This window comes from Agrococcus sp. DT81.2 (genome assembly GCF_049844935.1).
Taxonomy (GTDB): Bacteria; Actinomycetota; Actinomycetes; order Actinomycetales; family Microbacteriaceae; genus Agrococcus.
Genome location: NZ_JBNCLZ010000003.1, coordinates 76,055 through 96,930, shown reverse-complemented (window position 1 = coordinate 96,930; position 20,876 = coordinate 76,055). Strand labels below are relative to the sequence as shown.

The window sequence follows — 20,876 nt, the reverse complement described above, 5'->3', positions numbered from 1 at the left end:
GGCGTCGGCGCCCGGCCTCAGCGCCTGCCCTGCACGCCCGGCGAGACGGCGCGGCCGAGCCTGCCCTGCCGAGGCGGGTCGAGCTTGTTCGACATGAACGTGCTCACCCACGCGAGGCGCGGATCCGGGTCGACGATGAGCGTCTTGACGGCGAGCGTCGCCGGGAGCGCGAGCAGCGCGCCCACCGGCCCGAGCGCGAACGCCCACACGAGCAGCGACAGGAACGACGTCGCCGGCGTGACGCCGACCGCATCCCCCGCGACCTTCGGCTGGACGAGCGACTGCATCACGAAGTTGATGACGCTGAACAGGATCGCGGTGAGCAGCGCGTTGATCGGCCCGTTCGCGAGCAGCGCCATGAGCGTCGGCGGGATGACGCCGACGACGAAGCCGACGTTCGGGATGTAGTTGGTCACGAACGCGAACACGGCCCAGACGAGCGCGAGGGGCACGCCGAGCGCCGTGAGCGCGACCAGGTCGAGCGCCGACACGATCAGGCCGAACAGCGTCGTGACCACCCAGTACCGCTGCACGCCGGCCGCGAAGCGGTCGAGCCCGTGCACGATGCCGGGATTGCTGGTCGCGATGCGCTCCATGCGCTCGGGCAGCTGCATCGAGTCCCAGGCGAGGAAGAACACGACGACCGTGAGGGTGGCGAGGAACGCGAGCACGGTGCCCGCGTTCGACAGCACGCTCGTGAGTGCGCTCGCGATCGCCCCGGGGCTCAGGGCGCCCTGCAGCTGCTGCAGCGCCTCGTCCTGCGAGACGCCGAAGCCCTCGAGCCAGGCGAGCAGCCCGCGGTACATCGTGTTGAACTCCGGGCCGTAGCCGGGCAGCTCCTGCACGAGCGACTGCACCGACCAGTAGAGCGACCAGAAGAGTGCGGCGAGGAAGACGTAGACCGTGAGCAGGGCGGCGAGCGCGGCGACGATCTTCGGCGCTCCGATGCGCAGCAGCCACTGCTGCAGCGGCATGACGGCGATCACAAGATTCACGCCGAGGAAGATCGGGGCGACGAAGGTCGCCACCTGGCTCAGCAGGATCAGCGCCGCGATCGTCGCGATGATCGAGAGCAGGATGATCAGCGTGCGCGGCAGCATCCAGCGGCGCTCGACCAGCTCGGTCCGCTGCTGCACGACGGGCAGCTCGCGCCGCCGCCACGGCCATCGCATCAGGCGTGCCTGGCGCGCGGCCGCGGCTCGTCGGCCGGCTCCCGGCCCGTGAACCCGTCCATGCCCTCGTTGACGCCGAGCGCATCCGCGAGCCGGTCGGCGACCGCCGGCGGCAGCACCTTGAGGGCGGGCACGAAGCGCACGAGCGGGGGCAGCGCGAGCAGCGAGCGGCGTGACTCGATCGCGGCGAGGATGCGCGTGGCGACGGTCGCGGACGACAGGATCGGCAGCAGCGCCGGCACCTTCGTCGTGACGCCCGCGAACATGCCGGTGTCGATGTAGAAGGGAGCGACCGTGAGGGTCGTGATGGGCGACCCCTGCTTGCGCAGCTCGGCCCGCAGCGACTCCATGAAGCCGACGGCCGCGAACTTGGAGGCTGCGTAGTCGGTCTGGCCGGCGACGCCGATGAACCCCGCGGCGCTCGCGACCGTCACGATGCGGCCGCGGCCGGCGTCGCGCATCGCCGGCAGCAGCGCGCGGGTGACGAGGATGGGCGCGATCGCGTTCACGCGCATGGTGCGCTCGATCTGCTGCGTGGTCAGCTCGGTGAGCGGTCGCCCGGAGACGACGCCGGCGTTGTTGACGAGCACGTCGACGGCGCCGAGCATGAGCGTCTCGGCGGCGGCGAGCTCGATCGCATCACTGTCGGCGAGGTCGACGACGACGGCGGTGCCACGGCCGCCGAGCGCGGTCGCCTCGTGCGCGACCGACCGGGCGGCGTCGCCGTCGCGGTCCCAGAGCACGACGTGCGCGCCCTTCCGGGCGGCGCCGAGCGCGACGAGCCGGCCGATGCCGCTGCCGCCGCCCGTGATGACGATCGTGGTGCCCGGCGTGATCGACGCCGTGCCGAGCGCGCCGCGACCAGCGGCATCAGAGCGGTTGCGCATCCGTCTCCCCTTCCAGCACTGCCTCGATGATGCCGGGTGCTGACTGCGAGAGCGCCCTGCGGAGCCCCGCGCGATCGACCACCCGCTCGAAGGGCCAGCCGAAGGCGGCCGCGAGGTGCTCGAGGTCGACGTCGTGGGGGGTGCGCTGCACGCGCGAGAAGTCGCCCGGGTCTGCGGTGCCGGCGACCTCGAGCAGCTCGAACAGCGAGCCGCCCCGGTCGTTGCCGACGATGATCTGCAGCCGCGGCCGCGGCTCGCCCGGCGGCACGTTGAGCCCGCCCGCGTCGTGCAGCAGCGCGAGGTCGCCGATCAGCAGCCGGGTGAGGCCGCCCTCCCCGGAGCGCTCGTGGGCGATGGCGACGCCGGATGCCGTGCTGATCGTGCCGTCGATGCCGGCGAGCCCGCGGTTGGCCCTGGCGGTGACCGCCTTGGGACCGGCGAAGGCGTCAAGCTCGCGGATGAGCCGCGAGGCGGCGACGACGAGCCGGTCGTGCGGCCAGGTGCGGTCCCACACCGCGGTCACGAGGTCGCGGCGGGAGATGCGCGTGCGCCCCTCGGCGAGCTCTGCCTTCGCGTAGTCGGCGCGCGCCAGCCCGGAGTCGGGCGCCGACTCGGCGTCACGCTCGACCGCGAGCCGCCGTCCGGCGGCGACCCAGCGCTCGACCCACTCGCGGTCGGGCTCGTCGGCCTCGGCGACCGCGATGCGGCCGGCGAGCAAGCTGCCGGCGCCCGTGCCGCGCACGTTGTCCTGACCGGCCCGGCCGATCGTCACGACCTCGACGTCGGACCGGCGGATGAGCCCGGTCACCGACCGCGCGAGCGTCGGGTGGCCGACGACCACGACCCGCTTCACCTCGTCGGCGAGCGCCGGGATGACGTCGCGCCCGTGCGGGACGAGCATGGGGCCGAAGCGGGCCCCGGAGGTCGGCTCTGCGATGAGCGGGGCGCCGATCGCCTCGGCGAGGTCGACGGCGGCCGGGCCGGCGTCGGCGCCCGCGATCACGACGGTCCGCTCGGCCGCCTCGAGGGTCGCGGTCGGCATGGGCGGCCGACCGACGCGCTCGACGGCCGGGCCGATCGCGGGCTCGCCACCCGAGAGCGGCTCGCGGAAGGCGATGTTCAACTGCACGGGGCCCGGCTCGGTGTGCGCGAGCTCGCTATGCGCAGGCTCGGTGTGCCCGTCGCCGTCGCGCCAGCCGAGCGCCGCGCGCACGGCGGCGACCGCGTCGCCCTCCGGGTCGCGCAGCGCATCCGCGGACACGTCGAGCACCACCCGGGCCGCGTCGCCGAACATGCCCGGCTGCCGCGCCGTCTGGTTGGCGCGGATGCCCTGCAGCTCGATGGGGCGGTCTGCGCTGATCGCGATGAGCGGCACGTCGCTGTGGTGCGCCTCGAGCATCGCCGGGTGCAGGTTCGCGACGGCGGTGCCGCTCGTCACCACGATCGCCGCCGGCGCACCGCTCTCGCGCGCGAGTCCGAGTGCGAGGAAGGCGGCGGAGCGCTCGTCGATGCGCACGTGCAGCGCGAGCTCGCCGGCGCGGTCGGCCCGTGCGGCGGCGAGCGCGATCGCCTGCGAGCGGGAGCCCGGAGAGACGACCAGGTCGGCGACCCCGGCTGCGGCGAGCGCGGCGACCAGGCGGTCGGCGTATGCGGCGGCCCCGAGGGCCTCAGGCACGCGCGGCGTCGCCGTCGTCAGGTGCCCTGTGGCCCTGCCCGTCGGTGTCGTCCGCGGGGGGTTCGGGTTCCGGCGTGGGCTCAGGCTCCGGCTCGGGCTTCGTCGGCCGCACGATCTCGACCTCCGCGTCGAGCGCGGCCAGCTGCGCCTCGATCTCGGCGATGCGGCGATCCGCCTCGGCGTCGGTCACGTCGGGCGAGCGCGAGAAGGACGGGTCGTCGTCGGGCGCCATCGGGCGCGCGTCGGAGCGCGGCCCCTTGCCCCACGCGAGCCAGCCGAGCGGGCCGATGACGGGCAGCACGACGATGAGCACGACCCACAGCACGCGATTCAGGCGTCGGATGCGTCGATCGTCGGTGACCGTGAGGTCGACGAGCGCGTAGACCGTGACCACGAGGGCCAGGACTCCGCCTACGATCAACCACCTCATGCCCCTACCCTACGTCGCTTGGCTATGGGTCGCTCATAGACTTGGTACATGGCTCCCTCGATGCGCTACCTCGTCGTGCGCGCCCTGCTGTTCCTCGTGCCGTTCGCGGTGCTGATGATCGCACAGGTGCCGTGGTGGCTGTCGCTGCCGGTGTCGATCGCGTTCGCCTTCGCGGCGAGCATCGTCTTCTTCGGCACGCTCCGGCAGGAGGCCGCGGCCGACCTGCAGCAGATGCGCGAGGGCCGAGGGCGCGAGGGCGCGAGCGCCGACGACGGCGAGGTGGAGGACGCGGCGCTCGACGACCGGCCGGCCGACGGCGACGAGCCCGACGCATCCACCCGCCGGTAGCGCGTCGGTCGGGGCGTCAGCCGCCGGGCGTCGGCACGGGCGCGAAGCCCGCCGGCCCGCCCCAGATCGCGATGGCGAGGCCCACGCCGTAGAGCAGCGCCGACATCCCCGTGAGGCCGAGCGCCGTGATGAGGTCGCGCGACGAGCGGGCGAGCAGCACGATGACGATCGCGGGGCCCGCGAGCAGCAGCACGGCGAACACGAGGAAGCCGTAGGCGAGGGCGTACGAGAACACCCAGAGGATGCCGAAGGGCACGAGCATCAGCAGCACGTAGAGCGCCTTCGACGCGCGCCTGCCGATGAGGGTCGGCAGGCTGCGCTTGCCGGCGGCACGGTCGGTGTCGATGTCACGCAGGTTGTTCGTGAGCATGAGCGCGGCCGAGAAGCAGCCGATCGCAACGCCGAGCGCGATCGAGTCCTCGGTGACGCGGCCGATGATCGCGTAGGTCGTGCCCATCACCGCGACCGGGCCGAAGAACACGAACGACATGAGCTCGCCGAGGGCGAGGTAGCCGTAGGGGCGCTTGCCGCCCGTGTAGGTCCAGGCGGCGACGATGCAGACCACGCCGATGAGCAGCAGCCACCAGCGACCCGAGAGCAGCACGACCACGAGGCCGGCGAGCGCGCCGGCTGCGAGGAAGCCGATCGCGACGTTGCGCACCGTCCGCGGCTCGGCCTTCCCGGCGCCGACGAGGCGCCCGGGGCCGACGCGCACGGCATCCGTGCCCTTCACGCCGTCGGAGTAGTCGTTCGCGAAGTTGACGCCGATCTGCATGCACAAGGCGAGCGCGAGGCAGGCGAGCGCGATGCCGAGGTGGTAGCCCTCGGCGTTGAACGCGGCGGCGGTGCCGAGCGCGACGGGGGCGATCGCCATGCCGAGTGTGCGGGGCCGGGCGGCGGCGATCCAGTCGCGGCGGGTCGCCGGGCTCGGGGCGCTGCCGTCCTGCTGCGCGCGTCGTGCGGGGTTGCCGGAGCGTGGAGGAGCCATCCCCTCCATGCTAGGCGTCAGCCGAAGATGCCGCGGCGGCGGCGCTCCTGGGTGCGACCGGCCACGAGCCGCGCGAGCCGCTTGCGGTCGGGCTTGCCGGATGCGGTGGTCGGCATCACCGACACCGTCACGAGGTGGTTGGGGCGGGCGGGCTTGCCGAGCGCGTTCGCGACGGCCGCGCGGATCTCGGCGAGCGACGGCTTGAGCGTCGTCACGACCGCCGGCACCTCCCCCCACTCGGGATGCGGCGCGGCGACCACGACCGCGTCGGGCGCGAAGGTCTGCACGACGTGCTCGACGGCCGCGAGCGAGACCTTGATGCCGCCGGAGTTGATGACGTCGTCGATGCGGCCGGACACCTGCAGCGTGCCGCCGATGAGCGATCCGGCGTCGCCCGTGCGGTACCAGCGGGTGCCGGTGCCGTCGGTGATGAAGCGCTGCTCGGTGAGCTGCGGATCGTCGTAGCCGTCGGCGAGCTGGGGCCCGGAGATCTCGATCTGGTCGGTGAGGCGCACCTTGACGTCGCGCAGCGGCCGGCCGTCCCACACGCATCCGCCCACCGTCTCGGTGGCGCCGTAGGTGCGGGTGATGCGCCAGCCGAGCCGGGCCGCGCGCTCGATGAGCCCGAACGGCGCACGCTGACCGCCGAGGAGGATGCGATCGAGGCGCGCGATCGGGCCGATGAACGAGCGGTCGAGCAGCGCGGCGTCGACGAGCCGCGCGAGCTGCGTGGGCACGAGCGACGTGTACTTGCGGTCGTGCTCGAGGCTCTGCACGGCCTCGACGAACGCCTCAGCCGTGAACGCGCCCGCGGTGCGCACGAGCGGCGCACCCGAGACCTCGTTGCGCCAGATGACGTTCTTGCCCGCGATGAACTGCTCCGGCAGCGCGAGCACCCACTGGCCCGGCCCGCCGAGCCGGTCGATCGCGGCCTCCGTGGAGGCGCGGATGGCCTCCTCCGAGATGATCACCCGCTTGGGCACGCCGCTCGAACCGCTCGTCTCGACGACGATCGTCATGTGCGCACCTCCGTTCGGGAAAGGACTCGTCTCAGTACTGCCAGGGGAAGGGGGACCAGTCGGGCTCGCGCTTCTCGAGGAAGGAGTCGCGCCCCTCGACCGCCTCGTCGGTGCCGTAGGCGAGCCTGGTCGCCTCCCCCGCGAAGATCTGCTGCCCGACGAGCCCGTCGTCCACCGCGTTGAACGCGAACTTCAGCATCCGGATGGCCGTGGGGCTCTTCGTGAGGATCTCCCGCGCCCAGTCGAGTGCGGTCGCCTCGAGCTCGGCGTGCGGCACGGCCGCGTTGATCGCGCCCGCAGCGAGCGCGCGCTCGGCGCTGTACTCGCGAGCCAGGAAGAACACCTCGCGGGCGAACTTCTGGCCGGTCTGGCGCGCCATGTAGGCCGAGCCGTAGCCGGCGTCGAACGACCCGACATCCGCATCCGTCTGCTTGAACCGGCCGTGCTCGGCGCTCGCGATCGTGAGGTCGCAGACGACGTGCAGCGAGTGGCCGCCGCCGGCCGCCCAGCCGGGCACGACCGCGATCACGACCTTCGGCATGAAGCGGATGAGCCGCTGCACCTCGAGGATGTGCAGGCGGCCGGACCTCGCCGGGTCGATCGTGCCCGCGGTGTCGGCCTCGGCATACTTGTAGCCGTCGCGGCCGCGGATGCGCTGGTCGCCGCCGGAGCAGAACGCCCAGCCGCCGTCCTTGGGGCTCGGACCGTTGCCGGTGAGCAGCACGACGCCGATGCGGCTGTCCTGGCGGGCCGCATCGAGAGCGCGGTAGAGCTCGTCGACCGTGTGCGGGCGGAACGCGTTGCGCACCTCCGGGCGGTCGAAGGCGATGCGGGCGATCCTGCCGTCGCGCGAGCGGTGGACGGTGATGTCGTCGAAGCCGGGCTCTGCGTCGGCCCATTCGGCCGGGTCGAAGAGGGGCGAGATGGTCACCTGCCAACCCTAGCCATCCACCCGTGCGCGCGGCTGATCGAGGACGCGCCGGGGTCGGACCGGCCGCCCAGCCGGCGGTCACGGTTCGCAGCGCTGGACCTGCTGCCACCCCGGCATGGAGCAGAGGAACTCGACCGGGAGGCCGCGGCTGTCGAGCCGCACGCGGACGATCACGTCGCGCCACTCCCAGCCGGCGTCGTCCCGAGCGAAGAGGGGCACCTTCACGTCGATCGCGCGCCCGTCGTCGAAGATGTCGAGGATGTCAGCGGCCCCGGCGCGCGTGAACGGCGCGCTCGTGCGGATCGCGCAGTCGGGTCGCTCGCGGCACGTGTCGACGGCGACGCTCGCGAGCTCGGCGAGGCGCTGCTCGAACGACGGCATGAGCTCCGACGACGCCTCGACGACCGTCGCGATGCCCGGATCGCCGTCGATCGCGAACACGCCGCCGCCCGACACGAAGAGCGGTCCCTCCACGACGTCGAGCCGATAGACGGCTGGGTACAGGTGCAGCCCTCGCAGTGGGACGCCGCCGAGCTCCAGGCGCGCGGTGGCGTCGACGGCGGACGCGCGAGGCGGCTCGGCGAGGGACGTCTCCAACCGCCAGCCGGCGGCGGTGGACGTCGCCCGCAGCGTGCGCTCGACCTCGGTGCCGCCGACCCGGTAGCGCACGTCGACGCTGCCCTCGTCGCCGTCGACGTGCGCCGTCGCGACGGACAGCGGCGTGAGGCGCCAGGCTGCGACGAGCACCGCCTGCGGCGCGAGCTCGCGGCCGACCTCGAGCGGCGAGAGCCGCGTGGCGCGATCGGCATCGCCGTCGGAGATCGCTTGCAGGTACTCGCTCGCGAGTGCCTGGAGGCTCGACTCGCGGGCGTCGACGGCAGACCGGCCAGCGACCTCCATCCCCGCGGCCGCCGAGCCGCCGAGCACGCCTCCCAGGAGCACCGCGACGGCGACATGCCGCCAGCCGAACGGGCTGCGCGGCCGCCGCTCGACCGGTCGCTGCGCGCTCCGGAGCCGAGCGTTCGATCCATGCACCCGGGCCGCGCGCTCCGGCATCGCGAAGTCGGGCATCCTCGCCACGTCTCCCTCCACCGGCTCACGTGCCGCAGGCCACCAGATCGGTGCCGTACTCCCCCGGAGCGCCGCACAGCCACTGGGTCGGCGCGCCGCTCTCGTCGAGCACGACCCGCACGCGGACCTCGAACCACTCCGGGCTTCCGCCGACTGTCGCGGTCACGGGCACTGAGAGATCGATCGACTCCATCGTCGAGCCGCTCCCCATCGGGTAGACCTCGCCGGCCGGCTCGAGCCGCGCCTCCGCCGGCACCGCGCAGCCGGGCTCCGCCTGGCACGCGGCGATTGTGACGAGCGCGAGCTCGGTGGCATAGTCGCTGATCTGCGGCACGATGCCGGCCGTGACATACGGCACCGTCGGCGTGTGCGGGTCACCGTCGACGACGAACACGTCCCCGCCGGTCAGGAAGATCGGGCCGGAGACGATGTCGATCGTGTACGTGCCCGGGTAGAGCAGCACTGGCGCCTCGCCCCCGAGCGGGACTCCCGCGATCTGCACGCGCGTGATCGGGTCGTAGTAGGCGAGGTCGGCGACCTCGGCGAGCGAGGTCATCAGCCGCCACCCGCTGCCCTCGCGCTGGGCCTGCAGCGTGCGGTAGACGTCGCTGCCGCCCACGCGGTAGCGCACCTCTGCGGTGCCGGCATCGCCGTCGACATGCACGAGGCGCACCTCGAAGGCCTCGATGCGCTCAGCGGCCTGCAGCACCGCGTCGGGCGCGACCGCACCCCTGCCCTCGAGCGGCACGACCTCGGAGGCGAGCGCTGCCCTGCCCTCGGCGATCGCGGTGAGGTAGTCGAGCGCCGCTGCCCGCAGCCCTTCGACGCGCGCCGCCGCGGCACTCCTCTCCGAGGCCTGGAACGCCGCCGGCACCGCGGCGCCGAGCAGCGCGCCCACGAGGCACGCGACGACCAGCTGCCGCCAGCCGAACCCGGCCCGCGGGCGTCCAGGGCGGGTCGCGGATGCGTCGCGCCGGCTGGGTTGGGCCGGCTCGGTGACGCTCGGCTCGTCGATGGCCGAGTCGGGCGGAGCGACCGCCTCCGGCGGCATCTCGAACTCCGGCATCGACATCGACACGCGACCATTGTCACGCTGTTACGGAAGGTTGGACAGAGCGGATTCAGGGGGCGCAGGGCTCCAGCGGACCGTACGGGTCGCCAGCCTCCGAGCACTCCCAGCCGAGGATGGTGCCGGCCTGGTCGAGCTGGGCGCGGAGCCGCAGCTCCTGCCCGTTGCCGCCGAATCCGGAGCCGAGGCCGAGGGGCAGCAGCAGGTCGATGGTGCCGCGCGCGGGATCGACCTCGGAGACGGCGATCGCGTCACCGGGGCGCGCGACGGTGTCGACGTCGATCGGGCACTCCGCGAGCAGCTGGCACACTCCGACCCGCGCCCGCGCGACGGCGGCCGCCGCATCCGCGAACTCCGCGGTGAGCGTCGTGCTCGCGAAGACGTCGGTCGGGGTCGCCGGGTCGCCGTCGACGTCGAACGCATCCCCGCCGGTGCGGAGCTGCCCCGTCTCGGTGAGGTCGACCCGGTAGCGGCCGGGGTAGAACAGGGTCCCCGCACCCGGCCGCACGACGACGCCACCGACGCTCACGCCCGCGGTCCCCTCGGGAGCCTGCGTCGCGCGCGCGTGCAGCGCGACCGGTTCGGCGAGGCTCGTCCCGAGCCGCCAGGACTCTCCGTCACGATCTGCCTGCAGCGTGCGCGTGACCTGCCGCGACCCGACCTCGAAGCGAACCTCGACGCTCGCGGCGTCACCGTCGATGGCCACGAGCCGGACCTCCGGTGCTGCAATGGGAGCAGCGGCCCGCAGCACGGCGTCCGGCGTGACGTCGCCGGAGCCCCGCGGCGGCACCATCGCGGTCGCGGTCAACGCCTCGCCCTCCGCGATCGCCGTCAGGTACGCCATGGCCGTCGAGCGAAGCCGCTCGGCATCCGCCTGCGCCTCCGCCTGCTCCATGGCCTGCAGTCCCGCGGGCAGCGCCGCCCCCACGAGCGCGCCGATGAGGCCGGCGATGGCCATGTGTCGCCAGGGCAGCCCTCGACGGGTGGCCGCGGCGGCCGCGGCGGTCGGCGGCCGGTCGTCAGCCGCTCCGGCGGCGGAGGCAGCAGCCGCCGGTGCCCGTGCCGCCTCCGACGCATCCGGCGGTGCCGCCGCCTCCCGCGGCATCACGAAGTCGGGACTCGCCACGCGCCCATCCTCCCGCCGAGGGGAAGCGGCCGCCAGCGGTCGATCCGCTCAGGGACCGCATGCCTCCAGGTCGTGGTGCGGCCGGCCGGGCTGCCCGCAGTCCCACGACACGAGCGCGCCCGCCTCGTCGACGTTGGCGCGCAGCGGCAGCTCCTGCCACTGCCCCATCGAGCCGACGTAGCCGAGCGGCACGACCACGTCGATCGTGCCGTCGGCCGGATCGATCCCCATGATGTAGAGCTCGGCTCGCGGCGGCACGGCTGTGTCGGCGTCGAACGGGCAGCCCTGCTGCTCGAGGCAAGCGGCGACCCGGGCGGTCGCGACGTCGACCGCGGCGTCGCGGAACTCGTCGGTGAGCATCGGGTTCGAGAACAGGTCGCTGGGCGTGTTGGGGTCGCCGTCGACCTCGAAGCGCTCGCCGCCCGAGCGCAGCAGCGGCGTCTCGACCTCATCCGCCCTGTACACGCCCGGGTAGAGCACGACAGACCGGTTCGCCGGCAGCGTGACGCCCGCGAGCGTGACGCCGGTGACGCCGTCGAACGAGTGGACGATCACCTGCTCGGCGAGCGACGTCGTGATCCGCCACTCCTCGTCCACCCGCTCCGCGGCGAGCTCGCGCACCTGCTCGGCGGCGCCGACCTCGAACCGGACGTCGATCCTCGCCACGTCGTCCTCGATCGTCACGAGCTGCACCTCGAGCTCCTCGATCCGCTCCGCAGAGCCGAGCACGACATCCGGAGGCATGTGGCCGTCGACCGGGACCATCGCCGTGGCGCGCTCGGCGTCGCCCTCCGCGATGGCGGTGAGGTACGCCATCGCGGTCGAGCGCAAGGCCTCCACCTGCGCGGCCGCCGCGGCGTCCTGCGCGGCCTGCACCCCCGCAGGCAGCGCCGCCCCGATCAGCACGCCCACGAGACCGGCGACGATCAGCTGCCGCCACGGCATCCGCGGAGCCGCGGCCGCACCCTCCGGCTCGGCGGTCGGATCGTGCGCGCGACCGGCGTCCTCCGGAGGCGCCGACTCCGGCGGCAGGGCCGGCGGCGCGACGGCCTCCGGCGGCATCACGAAGTCGGGCGAGGGCACGTGCTCATCCTGGCGCGCGAGCCCGCCCACCGCCAGGGCCTCGCGGATCAGACCGGTGCGGAGAGCGCGTCGAGGAAGCCCCAGCCGAACGAGGTCGCCGCGCCGAAGAGCACGAGGAGCCCCAGACCGAGGGCGGCGCCGAAGACGCCCGTGCGTCGCCCATCCGGCACCGTCGCGGCGACGCACCCGGCCACGACCCCGCCGAGGCCGACGAGCACCGCGGCGGCCACGCCGATCACGAGCAGGGGCAGCTCTCCCGGCTTCGGCACGAAGAGGTAGCTGAGCTGCTGCACGAGCGAGACGACCTGCAGCACTGCGGCTGCCGCGAGCAGCCAGAGCGAGAGGATGCCGAGTCTGGCGCGACGGCGGTCACGGTTTGAACGGTCGGGCGCCGAGGTCGCGGGCCGCGGCGCAGGGGTCTCGGTCAGCAGGTCTTCGAGCATCGACTGATGCTACGAGCCGCATCGGATGCGGGACGGGAGGCGCGCCTACTGCAGGAGGCCGAGCGCGAAGCCGATGACGAGGAACACGACGGGGTTCGAGATCACCAGGAGCCCGCCGCTGATGGCTGCCATCGTGATGTTGGCGGTGCCGCGCTTGGCCGCCGCGGTGATCGCGAACGCGAGCGAGAGCAGCGTGCACACGCCCCAGACGGGCAGCAGCCAGATGACCAGGCCGTCGAGATCGACGAAGGCGACGCCGATGGAGAAGAGCAGCGTCACACCGCACAGCACCGCCGCGACGAGCGCGAGCACGCCCCAGACCGGGTTGCGTCGACGCGGCGCGAGACGCGTGTCGATCACCCATGGCAGTTCGGTCACGCGACGATTCTGGCAGGCGTGCAAGCATGGCCGCGTGGACCTCGACCTCGAACGGCTCGCCGACCGCATGCACGTCGTCTCGCTGCCGCTCGTGACGAGGTTCCGCGGTGTCGAGGAGCGCGAGGTGGCGCTGTTCTCGGGCGCCGCCGGGTGGGGCGAGTGGAGCCCGTTCCTCGAGTACGAGCCCGAGGAGGCCGCGCGCTGGCTGCGGGCGGCACTTGAGGACGCGGATCTCGAGCGACCCGCGGTCGTCCGGGACCGCATCCCCGTCAACGCGACCCTGCCTGCCGTCGCGCCGGCCGCCGTCGCGGCCGTCCTCGCGCGCTACGACGGCTGCCGCACCGTGAAGGTGAAGGTCGCGGAGCGCGGGCAGACGCTCGCCGACGATGTCGCGCGCGTCGCGGAGGTGCGGTCACTGCTGCCGGATGCGCGCATCCGCGTCGACGCGAACGGCGGCTGGAACCCCGACGAGGCCGAGACCGCGGTGCGCGCGCTCGAGCGCTTCGACCTCGAGTACGTCGAGCAGCCGTGCGCGACAGTGCCGGAGCTCGCGGAGCTGCGGATGCGGCTGCACCGGCTGGCGATCCCGATCGCGGCCGACGAGTCGGTGCGGAAGGCGGAGGACCCGCTGCTCGTCGCGCGCGCCGGTGCGGCGGATGTGCTGGTCGTGAAGGCGCAGCCGCTCGGCGGTGTGCGCGCGGCGCTCGCGATCGTCGCCGAGGCGGGGCTGCCGGCGGTGGTCTCGAGCGCGCTCGACTCGAGCGTCGGGCTCTCGATGGGCGCGGCCCTCGCCGGCGCGCTGCCGGAGCTGCCGTTCGACTGCGGGTTGGGCACCGGCGCGCTGCTCGCCGCCGACGTCGCGGAGCCGCTCGTCCCCGTCGGCGGCACCATCCCGGTCACGCGCGTCACCCCCACCCCCGAGCTCCTCGCCGCGCACGCCGCGAACCCCGAGCGCACGGCGGCCTGGCGGTCCCGCCTGGCCGCCGCCCTCCCCCACCTCTAGCCCCTGCCGCCAGCCGCCCTTGCCGGCGAGTGTCGAGCTGCTGCTCGGGTGTCGCGACACGCGAGCACGGACTCGACACTTGCTTCTGGGAGTCAGCTCACGTCGTCCCCGAGTGTCGGGCTGTGGCACGAGTGTCGCGACACTCGTGCATCGAGCCGACACTCCTTGCCGGAGGCCGGCTGACCCCCGCGTTGCTCCGCGCGGCCGATCTGGCGAGAGCGAACCCCTAGAGGCCGCTGTAGGCGTGCAGGCCCTTGAAGAAGAGGTTCACGACCGTGAAGTTGAAGAGGACGGCGGCGAAGCCGACCAGCTGCAGCCACGCCGAGCGGGAGCCGCGCCAGCCGCGCGTCGCGCGGGCGTGGATGTAGCCGGCGTAGATGACCCAGATCACGAAGGTCCAGACCTCCTTCGTATCCCAGCCCCAGTAGCGGCCCCACGCGTGCTCGGCCCAGACGGCGCCGGCGATGAGCGTGAAGGTCCAGAAGATGAAGCCGATCACGCCGACGCGGTAGGCGAGGTCCTCGAGCTGCACGGCCGACGGCAGCGACCGCAGGAAGCCGCTGTCGCGGCGCTCCTTGATGAGCTGCAGGATGCTGAGGCCCGATCCGAGCGCGAAGAAGCCGGTGGCGAGCGTGGCGACGAAGACGTGGATGACGAGCCAGTACGACTGCAGCGCCGGCGGCAGCGGCGTCGGCGCGACGTAGAAGTTGACGGTCGCGACGCCGAGGAACACGGTCGCGAGGCCAGTGATGAACACGCCGAGGAAGTTGAGGTCGCGCCACAGCCGCGAGAGCACGAAGACGCCGACGATCACGGCGACGCCCGTGAGCGCGAACTCGTACATGTTGGCCCACGGCACTCGGCCGGCCGAGAGGCCGCGCAGGACGTCGCCGCCGACGTGCAGCACCCAGGCGAGCACGGTCAGCACGTAGCCGATGCGGGCGCCGCGGCCCGGCTTCGCGGCCACCGGAGCGACCACCGCGGGCTCCACCGGCGCGCCCGCGCCGACGAGCACCCGCGCCTCCGCGGCGGCCGGCTTGGCCGCCGAGCGGCGCGCCACGTCGACCGCGTAGGCGATGAACGCGAGCGTGTAGACCGCCATCGCGGAGTACACGAGCAGCAGCGAGAAGGAGTCGAGTTCTGCCGGCGTCACGAGTCCATCCTACGCTCGCCGTCCCCCGCGACCGGGGCGAGCACATCCGCCTCACGAGCCGGTGCCGCGTCGCCGATGCGCTTCGCGAGGTCGTCGACGGCGCGCTCGAGCGCGGGGTCCTCGCCGCGCGCGAGGCCGGCGAGCTCGAGCCCCTCGGGCGTCGCCTTCACCCACATGCGGCGGCGCGGGATGAGCAGCGAGCCGAGCAGCGAGAGGAACAGCACGACGGTGATCCACAGCACGGGCGTCTGCGTGTGGTCGACGTGCACCTCGATGACGCCGTAGCGCCGCACGTCCTCGAACGTGATCGTGCCGAGCCCGCCGGGGATGTCGATCGACTGCCCCGGCGCGATCGTGAGCGACTCGACGTCGGTGTCGCCGCCGGCGATCTGCGTCATCGCGTCGGTCTCGAGCGCGTACACCGACCGCGGAATGCCCGCGTCGAGCCCGAGGTCGCCGGTGAAGGCCTGCAGCGACAGCACGGGGTTCGCGAGATCGGGATAGGCGGAGGCGAGCGCCCCGGTCTCGAGCGACACCGCGGTCGGGTAGAAGAAGCCGCGCAGCCCCAGCTGCTCGTCGAGGCCGTCGGGCAGCTTGATCACGCCGAGGCTCGTCATCTGGTCGTCCTGCGCGAGGAACGGCGTGTACTGGTCGTACACGACCTGCCCGCTCGCGTCGCGCACCGAGATGCGCGGCGCGTAGCCGTTCGAGATCAGATAGAGATCGGCGCCCGCGACCGACAGCGGATGATTGACCTTGATCTCGTCCTCCCGCTCCGCGCCGTCCTCGGTCACCGACACGTTCGCGGTGAAGTCGAGCGGGGCGCCCACCGCGTTCGGGTTCTCGGTCTCGTAGACGACCTCGAGGTCGTCGAGCGCAACCGCGAACGGCTCCAGCTCGCCGTCGTCGAACCACTGCCCGGCGGTGAACGAGTCGTAGCTCGACAGCGCGTTCGCGAACCCGCTGCCCTCGACGAGCAGTCGCTGCCCCGAGTAGCCGAACCCCGAGCCGAGTCCCACGACGAGCAGCAGCGCGAGCATCGAGATGTGGAACAGCAGGTTGCCGGTCTCGCGCAGGTACCCGCGCTCGGCCGACACGGAGTCGCCGTAGCGGGTCGTGCGGTAGCCCAGCCGGCGCAGCACGCGGTCGGCGCGGTCGAGGTCGGATGCGTCGCCCGCGACGGTCTGGAACCCGACGAGCCGCGACAGCCGAGCGGGGGTGCGCGGCGGCAGCGCCCGCATCGCCTTCCAGTGGTGCGCGAGGCGGGGGATGACGCATCCCACGAGCGACGTGAACAGCAGCAGGTAGATGGCCGAGAACCACGGGCTCGAGTAGACGTCGTGCAGTGACAGCGCGTCGTACAGCCACACGAGCTCGGGGTTGTCGGCGCGCACCTGGATGACGCCGTTGGGGTCGGAGGAGCGCTGCGGCACGAGGCTGCCGGGCACGGCCGCGATGGCGAGCAGCAGCAGCAGCACGATCGCGGTGCGCATCGAGGTGAGCTGGCGCCACATGAAGCGGGCCCAGCCCCGGACGCCGAGCTTCGGGTCGCCGGGCTGCCTGGCGGGCGCCTCCGGCGAGTCGATGTGGTCGCCCGGCCGCAGCGGGTCAGATGATCGTGACAACGGAGGCGATCCATCCTTGAAGCGATTGCATGATGGCGTTCCACGCCCCGGTCACCATCAGCACGCCGATGGCGATGAGCATCGCACCGCCGGCGATGTTCACGGCCCGGATGTGCCGGCGCAGCCAGGCGACGGCGCCACCGGCCCAGCCGAGGCCGAGGGCGATGAGCAGGAACGGGATGCCGAGGCCGAGCGCGTACGCGAGACCGAGGATCGCGCCCTGCCACGCGGAGCCGGTGGTGACGGTGAGCGCGCTGATGGCGGCGAGCGTGGGGCCGGAGCAGGGGGTCCAGCCGAGCGCGAAGACGACGCCGACGACGGGCGCGGCCCACATGCCGCCCGCCTTGACCTGCTGCGGCTTCCAGACGCGCTGCAGGAACGAGAACTGGCCGACGAACACGAGCCCCAGCACGATGAGCAGCACGCCGAGCACGCGGATGATGGCGTCGCTGTGCTGGAGCAGGAACGAGCTGACGCCGCCCACGATCGCGGTGCCGAGCACGAACACGAGGGTGAAGCCGGCGATGAACAGCGCCACCCCGGCGACGAGCCGCCCACGGCCGCCCCGCTCCCCCACGAGCGAGCCCATGAGCCCCAGGTAGCCGGGCACGAGCGGCAGGATGCACGGGCTCGCGAACGACACGAGCCCCGCGAGCAGCGCGATGGGCACCGACACGAGCAGCTGACCGCTCAGCACAGCGCCGGCCGGGTCGAAGGCGGCGCCGGCCGGGTCGGCAGCGGCGGCGAGCGCGAGGGCGAGGCTCACCGCTCGAGCTCCTCCCGCAGCAGCGTCGAGAGGATGCTCGTGTCGGTCACCGCGCCCGAGACGCGGGCGGCGACGCGGCCGTCGGCGTCGAGGATGAGCGTCGACGGCACCGCGTTCGGCGCGACGATGCCGGTGAAGGCGAGCTGGGCGGAGGCCGTCTCGTCGTCGAGGATCGAGGGATAGTCGACGCCGAACTGCTCCTCGAACGCCGCCGCCTGCGCGGCGCCGTCACGGGTGTTGACGCCGAGGAAGTCGACCTCGTCGCCGAGCTCGGCGTGCAGCTCGGCCAGTACGGGCGCCTCGATGCGGCACGGCGGGCAGGCCGCGTACCAGAAGTTGACGAGCGTGACGCCGTCGAGCTCGGCGGAGTCGAACTCGCCGCCGTCGACGAGCGGGCCCGCGAAGGCTGCTGGCTGTGCGCGCTGCTCCGGTGCGATCTCGGTGACGATGCCGTCGCCCGCGATGTAGCCCGCGTCGCCGACCTGGCCCGCCACGCCGTCGGCCGACGCGCAGCCCGCGAGCGCGAGCGCAGCGAGCGCGATGCCGGCCACGCGCATCCGCCGGCGCGTCACACGGCCCCCGCGTCGACGGCGTCGACCGAGGCTGCGGGCTCGACGTAGTCGACCTCGACGAACCGGCCCTCGACGCGCCCGAAGCTCGTGATCGACGAGAGCTGGCAGCGGCGCGAGCGCGGGTCGTGCCACAGCGGCTTGCCGGCGAGCTCGAGGTGGGCCATCCAGATCGGCGACTGGTGGCTCACGAAGACGATGTCGCCGTCGTCGTCGGACTCGGCGAGCTCGTCCCAGGCGTCCTCCATCGCCGCGATCACGCGCTGCGCGATCGCCCGGTACGGCTCGCCCCACGACGGACGGAACGGGTTGCGCAGCAGCGGCCACGCCGTCGGATGCCGCAAGGCACCGCTCGCCTCGAACGTCTTGCCCTCGAAGCGGTTGGTCGGCTCGATGATGCGGCGCTCGGTGCGCACGTCGAGGCGGAACGCATCCGCCCAGTGCTGCGCCGACTGCTGCGCGCGCTCGAGCGGGCTGGCCGCGAGCCGCACGACGCGACGGGCGCTCGGCCCGGTGGCGAGGTGCTCGGCCGCCATCGCGGCCATGCGGTGCCCGCGCTCCGAGAGCACGAACCCCGGCATGCGGCCGTAGAGCACGCGATCGGGGTTGTCGACCTCGCCATGGCGCACGAGATGGAGGCGGCGGGCGGGCATGCCCCCAGTCTACCGGCGCGACCTATCAGCACCCTACGGCGGTCGGGCCGCGCGCATCCGCTCGCCGACGCGGATGCCGCGCACCGGAGCAGGGGATGATGGATCCGTGCCCCTCCTCGTCCCGCTCGCCATCGCGCTCGTCGTCGCGCTCGGGGCCAGCCTGATGTGGACGTGGGCGCGCTATCTCGCGCACCGGGCGTACGCGACGCCCGTCGCGCTGCTCGTCGGCGTGCTCGCCGCGGTCGGGGTCTGGTTGCTCGTCGCGTCGGACGGGACGGATGCGCAGGTCCCCGCTGCAGCCGGATGGGCGGTGCTGGCCGCATCCGCCGTCGCCCTCGTGGGCGGCTGGGTCGCGCTCGGGACCGTGGCCCCCGCCGCGACCGCGCGTCGCCGCCGCTGACCCCGCCGGGGCCCGCACGCCTGGCCGGTAGGATCGCCGGGTGACTTCTCGCACCCTCATCCATGACCTCGCATCGCTCCCCGACGGCCCCGTGAAGGTGCAGGGCTGGGTGGAGACGGTGCGCGATCAGAAGCGCGTGCAGTTCGTCATCCTGCGCGACGAGTCGGGATCGGCGCAGCTCGTCAACCCCGTCAACGAGGAGACGGCGGCGACCGCCGCGACCATCTCCGGGCTCATGCACGGCTCCTTCGTCACCGTCGAGGGCGACCTCAAGGCGGATGAGCGCGTCAAGCTCGGTGGGCTCGAGGTCAAGGTGCGCTCGCTGACGGTCGAGTCGGTCGCGAAGGACAGCCCGATCGCCGACGACTCGTCGATCGACAAGCGGCTCGACTGGCGCTTCCTCGACCTGCGCCGCCCCGAGGCGCAGCTGATCTTCCGCGTGCAGACCACCATCGAGCACGCGATGCGGCAGCACTGGATCGACGAGGGGTTCATCGAGCTCCACACGCCCAAGCTCATGGCGACGGCCTCCGAGTCGCGCGCCGAGCTGTTCGAGGTGCCCTACTTCGAGACGACCGCGTACCTCGCGCAGTCGCCGCAGCTGTTCAAGCAGATGGCGCAGTCCGCCGGCTTCGGCAAGATCTTCGAGATCGGCCCGGCCTTCCGCGCCGACCCCTCGTACACGAGCCGGCACGCGACCGAGTTCACCTCGATCGACAGCGAGATCTCGTGGATCGACAGCCACGAGGACGTCATGCAGCTGCACGAGCAGCTGCTCGCGAAGGCGGTCGCGGCCGTCGTCGAGCGCCACGGCGCCGAGATCGAGCAGCACTTCGGCATCCAGCTGGAGACGCCCGCCCTGCCCTTCCCGCGGATCCCGCACGCCGAGGTCAAGGCCATCGTCGAGGCCCGCGGCCACCGCATCGAGCGCGAGGACGGCGACCTCGACCCCGAGGCCGAGCGCCAGATCTCTGCCCATGTCAAGGAGACGATGGGGCACGACTTCGTGTTCGTCACCGAGTACCCGTCGGGCGTGCGGCCGTTCTACCACCTGCGCCCGGAGGGCGACGGCTCGATCACGAACTCGTACGACCTCATCTACAACGGGGTCGAGATCTCCACCGGCGCGCAGCGCGAGCACCGCATCGACGTGCTCGAAGCCCAGATCGTCGAGAAGGGCATGAATCCGGCGGAGCTCGAGGAGTACCTCGACTTCTTCCGCTACGGCACGCCCCCGCACGGCGGCTTCGGTATGGGCCTCGCCCGCGTCGTCATGCTCATGCTGGGCCTCGGCTCGATCCGCGAGTCGACGTACCTCTTCCGCGGCCCGACGCGCCTCACCCCGTAAGCCGCTCCCACCCGTCGGTTGAGCCGCTCCGCGCGCGAAGCGCGCTGAGCGTGTCGAAACCGGGCAGTTCGCTACTGGGGCTGGTTTCGACACGGTCAGGGCGCTGCGCGCCCGGACCGGCTCAACCAGCGGAAGAGGCGGCGGCTACTCGACGCCCGGGTCGTGGAGGCGGGCGCGGATGCGGTCACTCAGCTTCGCCTCGTCAACGCGCCAGGCGGAGTGCGGCCGGCCGTCGATGAGCACGACCGGGATGTCGTCGTGCCAGCGCGCCTCGAGCGCGGGGTCGTCGAGGATCGACAGCTCGGTGAGCGTCGCCTCCGGGTACGACGCGACCACTCGCTCGACGATCGGGCGGGCCTCGTCGCACAGGTGGCATCCGGGCTTGCCGATCAGGGTGATCTCGACCATGCGCCAAGCCTAGACATGCGAAAGCCGGGAGCCTGCAGCTGCAGGTCCCGGCTCACGGTACGAATCAGACCGAGGCCCGAGACGGGCCTCGGCGCTGGGGTCGCAGCGGAGGCCCGAAAGGGCCTCCGCCCCCAGCTCCACCGCGCTACTTGCGGTTGCGACGCTGGTGGCGCGTCTTGCGAAGCAGCTTGCGGTGCTTCTTCTTCGCCATGCGCTTGCGACGCTTCTTCACCACAGAACCCATAGAGGTTCCTCACTTCCGATCGGGATTGCTGGTCGATCTGCGCGATCTGTGACCAGCGCAGGGAAAACGCTCTCGGCATTCTAGCGG

General features: G+C 72.9%; 24 protein-coding genes and 1 pseudogene. 4 read left to right on the top strand and 21 right to left on the bottom strand.

Annotated elements, in window-relative coordinates; all coding sequences use genetic code 11:
* Window positions 1-17: 17 nt before the first annotated feature.
* Genes ACLQ21_RS06860 through ACLQ21_RS06845 form a run of 4 tightly spaced genes read right to left on the bottom strand, consistent with a single transcriptional unit; the run spans window position 18 to window position 4,164 of the window.
* A complete protein-coding gene (locus ACLQ21_RS06860) occupies window positions 18-1,172 on the bottom strand; it encodes an AI-2E family transporter (protein WP_425662517.1) in 1,155 nt (384 codons plus the stop codon).
* Window positions 1,172-2,059: an SDR family oxidoreductase gene (locus tag ACLQ21_RS06855; protein ID WP_425662516.1), complete on the bottom strand. Its 888-nt coding sequence runs from the start codon at window positions 2,057-2,059 to the stop codon at window positions 1,172-1,174. The genes ACLQ21_RS06860 and ACLQ21_RS06855 overlap by 1 nt, the downstream gene beginning before the upstream one ends.
* On the bottom strand, window positions 2,043-3,734 hold the full coding sequence (gene menD, locus ACLQ21_RS06850; protein ID WP_425662515.1) for a 2-succinyl-5-enolpyruvyl-6-hydroxy-3-cyclohexene-1-carboxylic-acid synthase: 1,692 nt from the start codon (window positions 3,732-3,734) through the stop codon (window positions 2,043-2,045). The genes ACLQ21_RS06855 and menD overlap by 17 nt, the downstream gene beginning before the upstream one ends.
* Window positions 3,727-4,164 (bottom strand): PLDc N-terminal domain-containing protein, encoded by a 438-nt coding sequence (locus tag ACLQ21_RS06845; protein ID WP_425662514.1) that lies wholly within the window; start codon window positions 4,162-4,164, stop codon window positions 3,727-3,729. The genes menD and ACLQ21_RS06845 overlap by 8 nt, the downstream gene beginning before the upstream one ends.
* Before the next feature lie 48 nt (window positions 4,165-4,212).
* Between ACLQ21_RS06845 and ACLQ21_RS06840 the strand changes: the two genes are divergently transcribed.
* On the top strand, window positions 4,213-4,512 hold the full coding sequence (locus tag ACLQ21_RS06840) for a DUF4229 domain-containing protein (RefSeq protein ID WP_425662513.1): 300 nt from the start codon (window positions 4,213-4,215) through the stop codon (window positions 4,510-4,512).
* A 16-nt stretch (window positions 4,513-4,528) separates the two neighbouring features.
* Here ACLQ21_RS06840 and ACLQ21_RS06835 read toward each other — a convergent pair whose 3' ends face one another.
* The 10 genes and pseudogenes from ACLQ21_RS06835 to ACLQ21_RS06790 all read right to left on the bottom strand — a co-directional run bounded on the left by ACLQ21_RS06835 (window position 4,529) and on the right by ACLQ21_RS06790 (window position 12,620).
* Window positions 4,529-5,500, bottom strand: coding sequence for a 1,4-dihydroxy-2-naphthoate polyprenyltransferase (locus tag ACLQ21_RS06835; protein WP_425662512.1), 972 nt, complete (start codon window positions 5,498-5,500; stop codon window positions 4,529-4,531).
* 17 nt (window positions 5,501-5,517) lie between these two features.
* Entirely contained in the window at window positions 5,518-5,760 is a 243-nt protein-coding gene (locus tag ACLQ21_RS06830) for an AMP-binding enzyme (protein ID WP_425662897.1), read from the bottom strand.
* A 285-nt stretch (window positions 5,761-6,045) separates the two neighbouring features.
* Window positions 6,046-6,525, bottom strand: a pseudogene (locus tag ACLQ21_RS06825) (AMP-binding protein); the annotation flags it as partial.
* 25 nt (window positions 6,526-6,550) lie between these two features.
* A complete protein-coding gene (locus ACLQ21_RS06820; RefSeq protein WP_425662511.1) occupies window positions 6,551-7,450 on the bottom strand; it encodes a 1,4-dihydroxy-2-naphthoyl-CoA synthase in 900 nt (299 codons plus the stop codon).
* A gap of 78 nt (window positions 7,451-7,528) precedes the next feature.
* A complete protein-coding gene (locus ACLQ21_RS06815) occupies window positions 7,529-8,530 on the bottom strand; it encodes a hypothetical protein (protein WP_425662510.1) in 1,002 nt (333 codons plus the stop codon).
* A gap of 16 nt (window positions 8,531-8,546) precedes the next feature.
* Entirely contained in the window at window positions 8,547-9,599 is a 1,053-nt protein-coding gene (locus ACLQ21_RS06810; protein ID WP_425662509.1) for a hypothetical protein, read from the bottom strand.
* Between the two features lie 43 nt (window positions 9,600-9,642).
* Window positions 9,643-10,716 (bottom strand): hypothetical protein, encoded by a 1,074-nt coding sequence (locus ACLQ21_RS06805; protein WP_425662508.1) that lies wholly within the window; start codon window positions 10,714-10,716, stop codon window positions 9,643-9,645.
* Between the two features lie 48 nt (window positions 10,717-10,764).
* Window positions 10,765-11,799 (bottom strand): hypothetical protein, encoded by a 1,035-nt coding sequence (locus ACLQ21_RS06800; RefSeq protein ID WP_425662507.1) that lies wholly within the window; start codon window positions 11,797-11,799, stop codon window positions 10,765-10,767.
* A gap of 47 nt (window positions 11,800-11,846) precedes the next feature.
* Complete coding sequence (locus tag ACLQ21_RS06795; protein ID WP_425662506.1) at window positions 11,847-12,242, bottom strand: hypothetical protein; 396 nt, start codon at window positions 12,240-12,242, stop codon at window positions 11,847-11,849.
* Between the two features lie 45 nt (window positions 12,243-12,287).
* The gene (locus ACLQ21_RS06790) at window positions 12,288-12,620 is read right to left on the bottom strand and encodes a hypothetical protein (RefSeq protein ID WP_425662505.1); all 333 of its coding nucleotides are present in this window, start codon (window positions 12,618-12,620) and stop codon (window positions 12,288-12,290) included.
* Window positions 12,621-12,654: 34 nt separating this feature from the next.
* On the opposite strand from ACLQ21_RS06790, the gene ACLQ21_RS06785 reads away from it, so the two are divergent.
* A complete protein-coding gene (locus ACLQ21_RS06785; protein ID WP_425662504.1) occupies window positions 12,655-13,623 on the top strand; it encodes an o-succinylbenzoate synthase in 969 nt (322 codons plus the stop codon).
* A gap of 226 nt (window positions 13,624-13,849) precedes the next feature.
* Here ACLQ21_RS06785 and ccsB read toward each other — a convergent pair whose 3' ends face one another.
* The 5 genes from ccsB to ACLQ21_RS06760 are packed head-to-tail and all read right to left on the bottom strand — an operon-like array spanning window position 13,850 to window position 18,389.
* The gene (gene ccsB, locus ACLQ21_RS06780; RefSeq protein ID WP_425662896.1) at window positions 13,850-14,725 is read right to left on the bottom strand and encodes a c-type cytochrome biogenesis protein CcsB; all 876 of its coding nucleotides are present in this window, start codon (window positions 14,723-14,725) and stop codon (window positions 13,850-13,852) included.
* A gap of 47 nt (window positions 14,726-14,772) precedes the next feature.
* A complete protein-coding gene (gene resB, locus ACLQ21_RS06775; RefSeq protein WP_425662503.1) occupies window positions 14,773-16,401 on the bottom strand; it encodes a cytochrome c biogenesis protein ResB in 1,629 nt (542 codons plus the stop codon).
* Window positions 16,385-17,167, bottom strand: a complete 783-nt coding sequence (locus tag ACLQ21_RS06770) for a cytochrome c biogenesis CcdA family protein (protein ID WP_425662502.1) — start codon at window positions 17,165-17,167, stop codon at window positions 16,385-16,387. The genes resB and ACLQ21_RS06770 overlap by 17 nt, the downstream gene beginning before the upstream one ends.
* Window positions 17,164-17,724, bottom strand: coding sequence for a TlpA family protein disulfide reductase (locus tag ACLQ21_RS06765; protein ID WP_425662501.1), 561 nt, complete (start codon window positions 17,722-17,724; stop codon window positions 17,164-17,166). The genes ACLQ21_RS06770 and ACLQ21_RS06765 overlap by 4 nt, the downstream gene beginning before the upstream one ends.
* Before the next feature lie 11 nt (window positions 17,725-17,735).
* Window positions 17,736-18,389: a histidine phosphatase family protein gene (locus ACLQ21_RS06760; protein WP_425662500.1), complete on the bottom strand. Its 654-nt coding sequence runs from the start codon at window positions 18,387-18,389 to the stop codon at window positions 17,736-17,738.
* A 106-nt stretch (window positions 18,390-18,495) separates the two neighbouring features.
* Between ACLQ21_RS06760 and ACLQ21_RS06755 the strand changes: the two genes are divergently transcribed.
* Both ACLQ21_RS06755 and aspS read left to right on the top strand, forming a co-directional pair.
* Window positions 18,496-18,789, top strand: a complete 294-nt coding sequence (locus tag ACLQ21_RS06755; RefSeq protein ID WP_425662499.1) for a hypothetical protein — start codon at window positions 18,496-18,498, stop codon at window positions 18,787-18,789.
* A gap of 40 nt (window positions 18,790-18,829) precedes the next feature.
* Window positions 18,830-20,137 (top strand): aspartate--tRNA(Asn) ligase, encoded by a 1,308-nt coding sequence (aspS, locus tag ACLQ21_RS06750; protein ID WP_425662498.1) that lies wholly within the window; start codon window positions 18,830-18,832, stop codon window positions 20,135-20,137.
* A gap of 144 nt (window positions 20,138-20,281) precedes the next feature.
* Here the strand turns inward: aspS and ACLQ21_RS06745 are convergent, their stop codons facing one another.
* Both ACLQ21_RS06745 and ACLQ21_RS06740 read right to left on the bottom strand, forming a co-directional pair.
* Window positions 20,282-20,545, bottom strand: a complete 264-nt coding sequence (locus tag ACLQ21_RS06745; RefSeq protein ID WP_425662497.1) for a glutaredoxin family protein — start codon at window positions 20,543-20,545, stop codon at window positions 20,282-20,284.
* A 145-nt stretch (window positions 20,546-20,690) separates the two neighbouring features.
* Entirely contained in the window at window positions 20,691-20,789 is a 99-nt protein-coding gene (locus tag ACLQ21_RS06740) for a 30S ribosomal protein bS22 (RefSeq protein ID WP_021011861.1), read from the bottom strand.
* Window positions 20,790-20,876 lie beyond the last annotated feature (87 nt).

Coding starts and splice junctions, on each gene's coding strand:
- ACLQ21_RS06745 (WP_425662497.1), bottom strand. CDS start 20,545: ATGGTCGAGATCACCCTGATCGGCAAGCCCGGATGCCACCTGTGCGAC.
- ccsB (WP_425662896.1), bottom strand. CDS start 14,725: ATGGCGGTCTACACGCTCGCGTTCATCGCCTACGCGGTCGACGTGGCG.
- ACLQ21_RS06765 (WP_425662501.1), bottom strand. CDS start 17,724: ATGCGCGTGGCCGGCATCGCGCTCGCTGCGCTCGCGCTCGCGGGCTGC.
- ACLQ21_RS06845 (WP_425662514.1), bottom strand. CDS start 4,164: ATGAGGTGGTTGATCGTAGGCGGAGTCCTGGCCCTCGTGGTCACGGTC.
- ACLQ21_RS06760 (WP_425662500.1), bottom strand. CDS start 18,389: ATGCCCGCCCGCCGCCTCCATCTCGTGCGCCATGGCGAGGTCGACAAC.
- ACLQ21_RS06740 (WP_021011861.1), bottom strand. CDS start 20,789: ATGGGTTCTGTGGTGAAGAAGCGTCGCAAGCGCATGGCGAAGAAGAAG.
- ACLQ21_RS06860 (WP_425662517.1), bottom strand. CDS start 1,172: ATGCGATGGCCGTGGCGGCGGCGCGAGCTGCCCGTCGTGCAGCAGCGG.
- ACLQ21_RS06855 (WP_425662516.1), bottom strand. CDS start 2,059: ATGCGCAACCGCTCTGATGCCGCTGGTCGCGGCGCGCTCGGCACGGCG.
- ACLQ21_RS06835 (WP_425662512.1), bottom strand. CDS start 5,500: ATGGCTCCTCCACGCTCCGGCAACCCCGCACGACGCGCGCAGCAGGAC.
- ACLQ21_RS06795 (WP_425662506.1), bottom strand. CDS start 12,242: ATGCTCGAAGACCTGCTGACCGAGACCCCTGCGCCGCGGCCCGCGACC.
- ACLQ21_RS06840 (WP_425662513.1), top strand. CDS start 4,213: ATGGCTCCCTCGATGCGCTACCTCGTCGTGCGCGCCCTGCTGTTCCTC.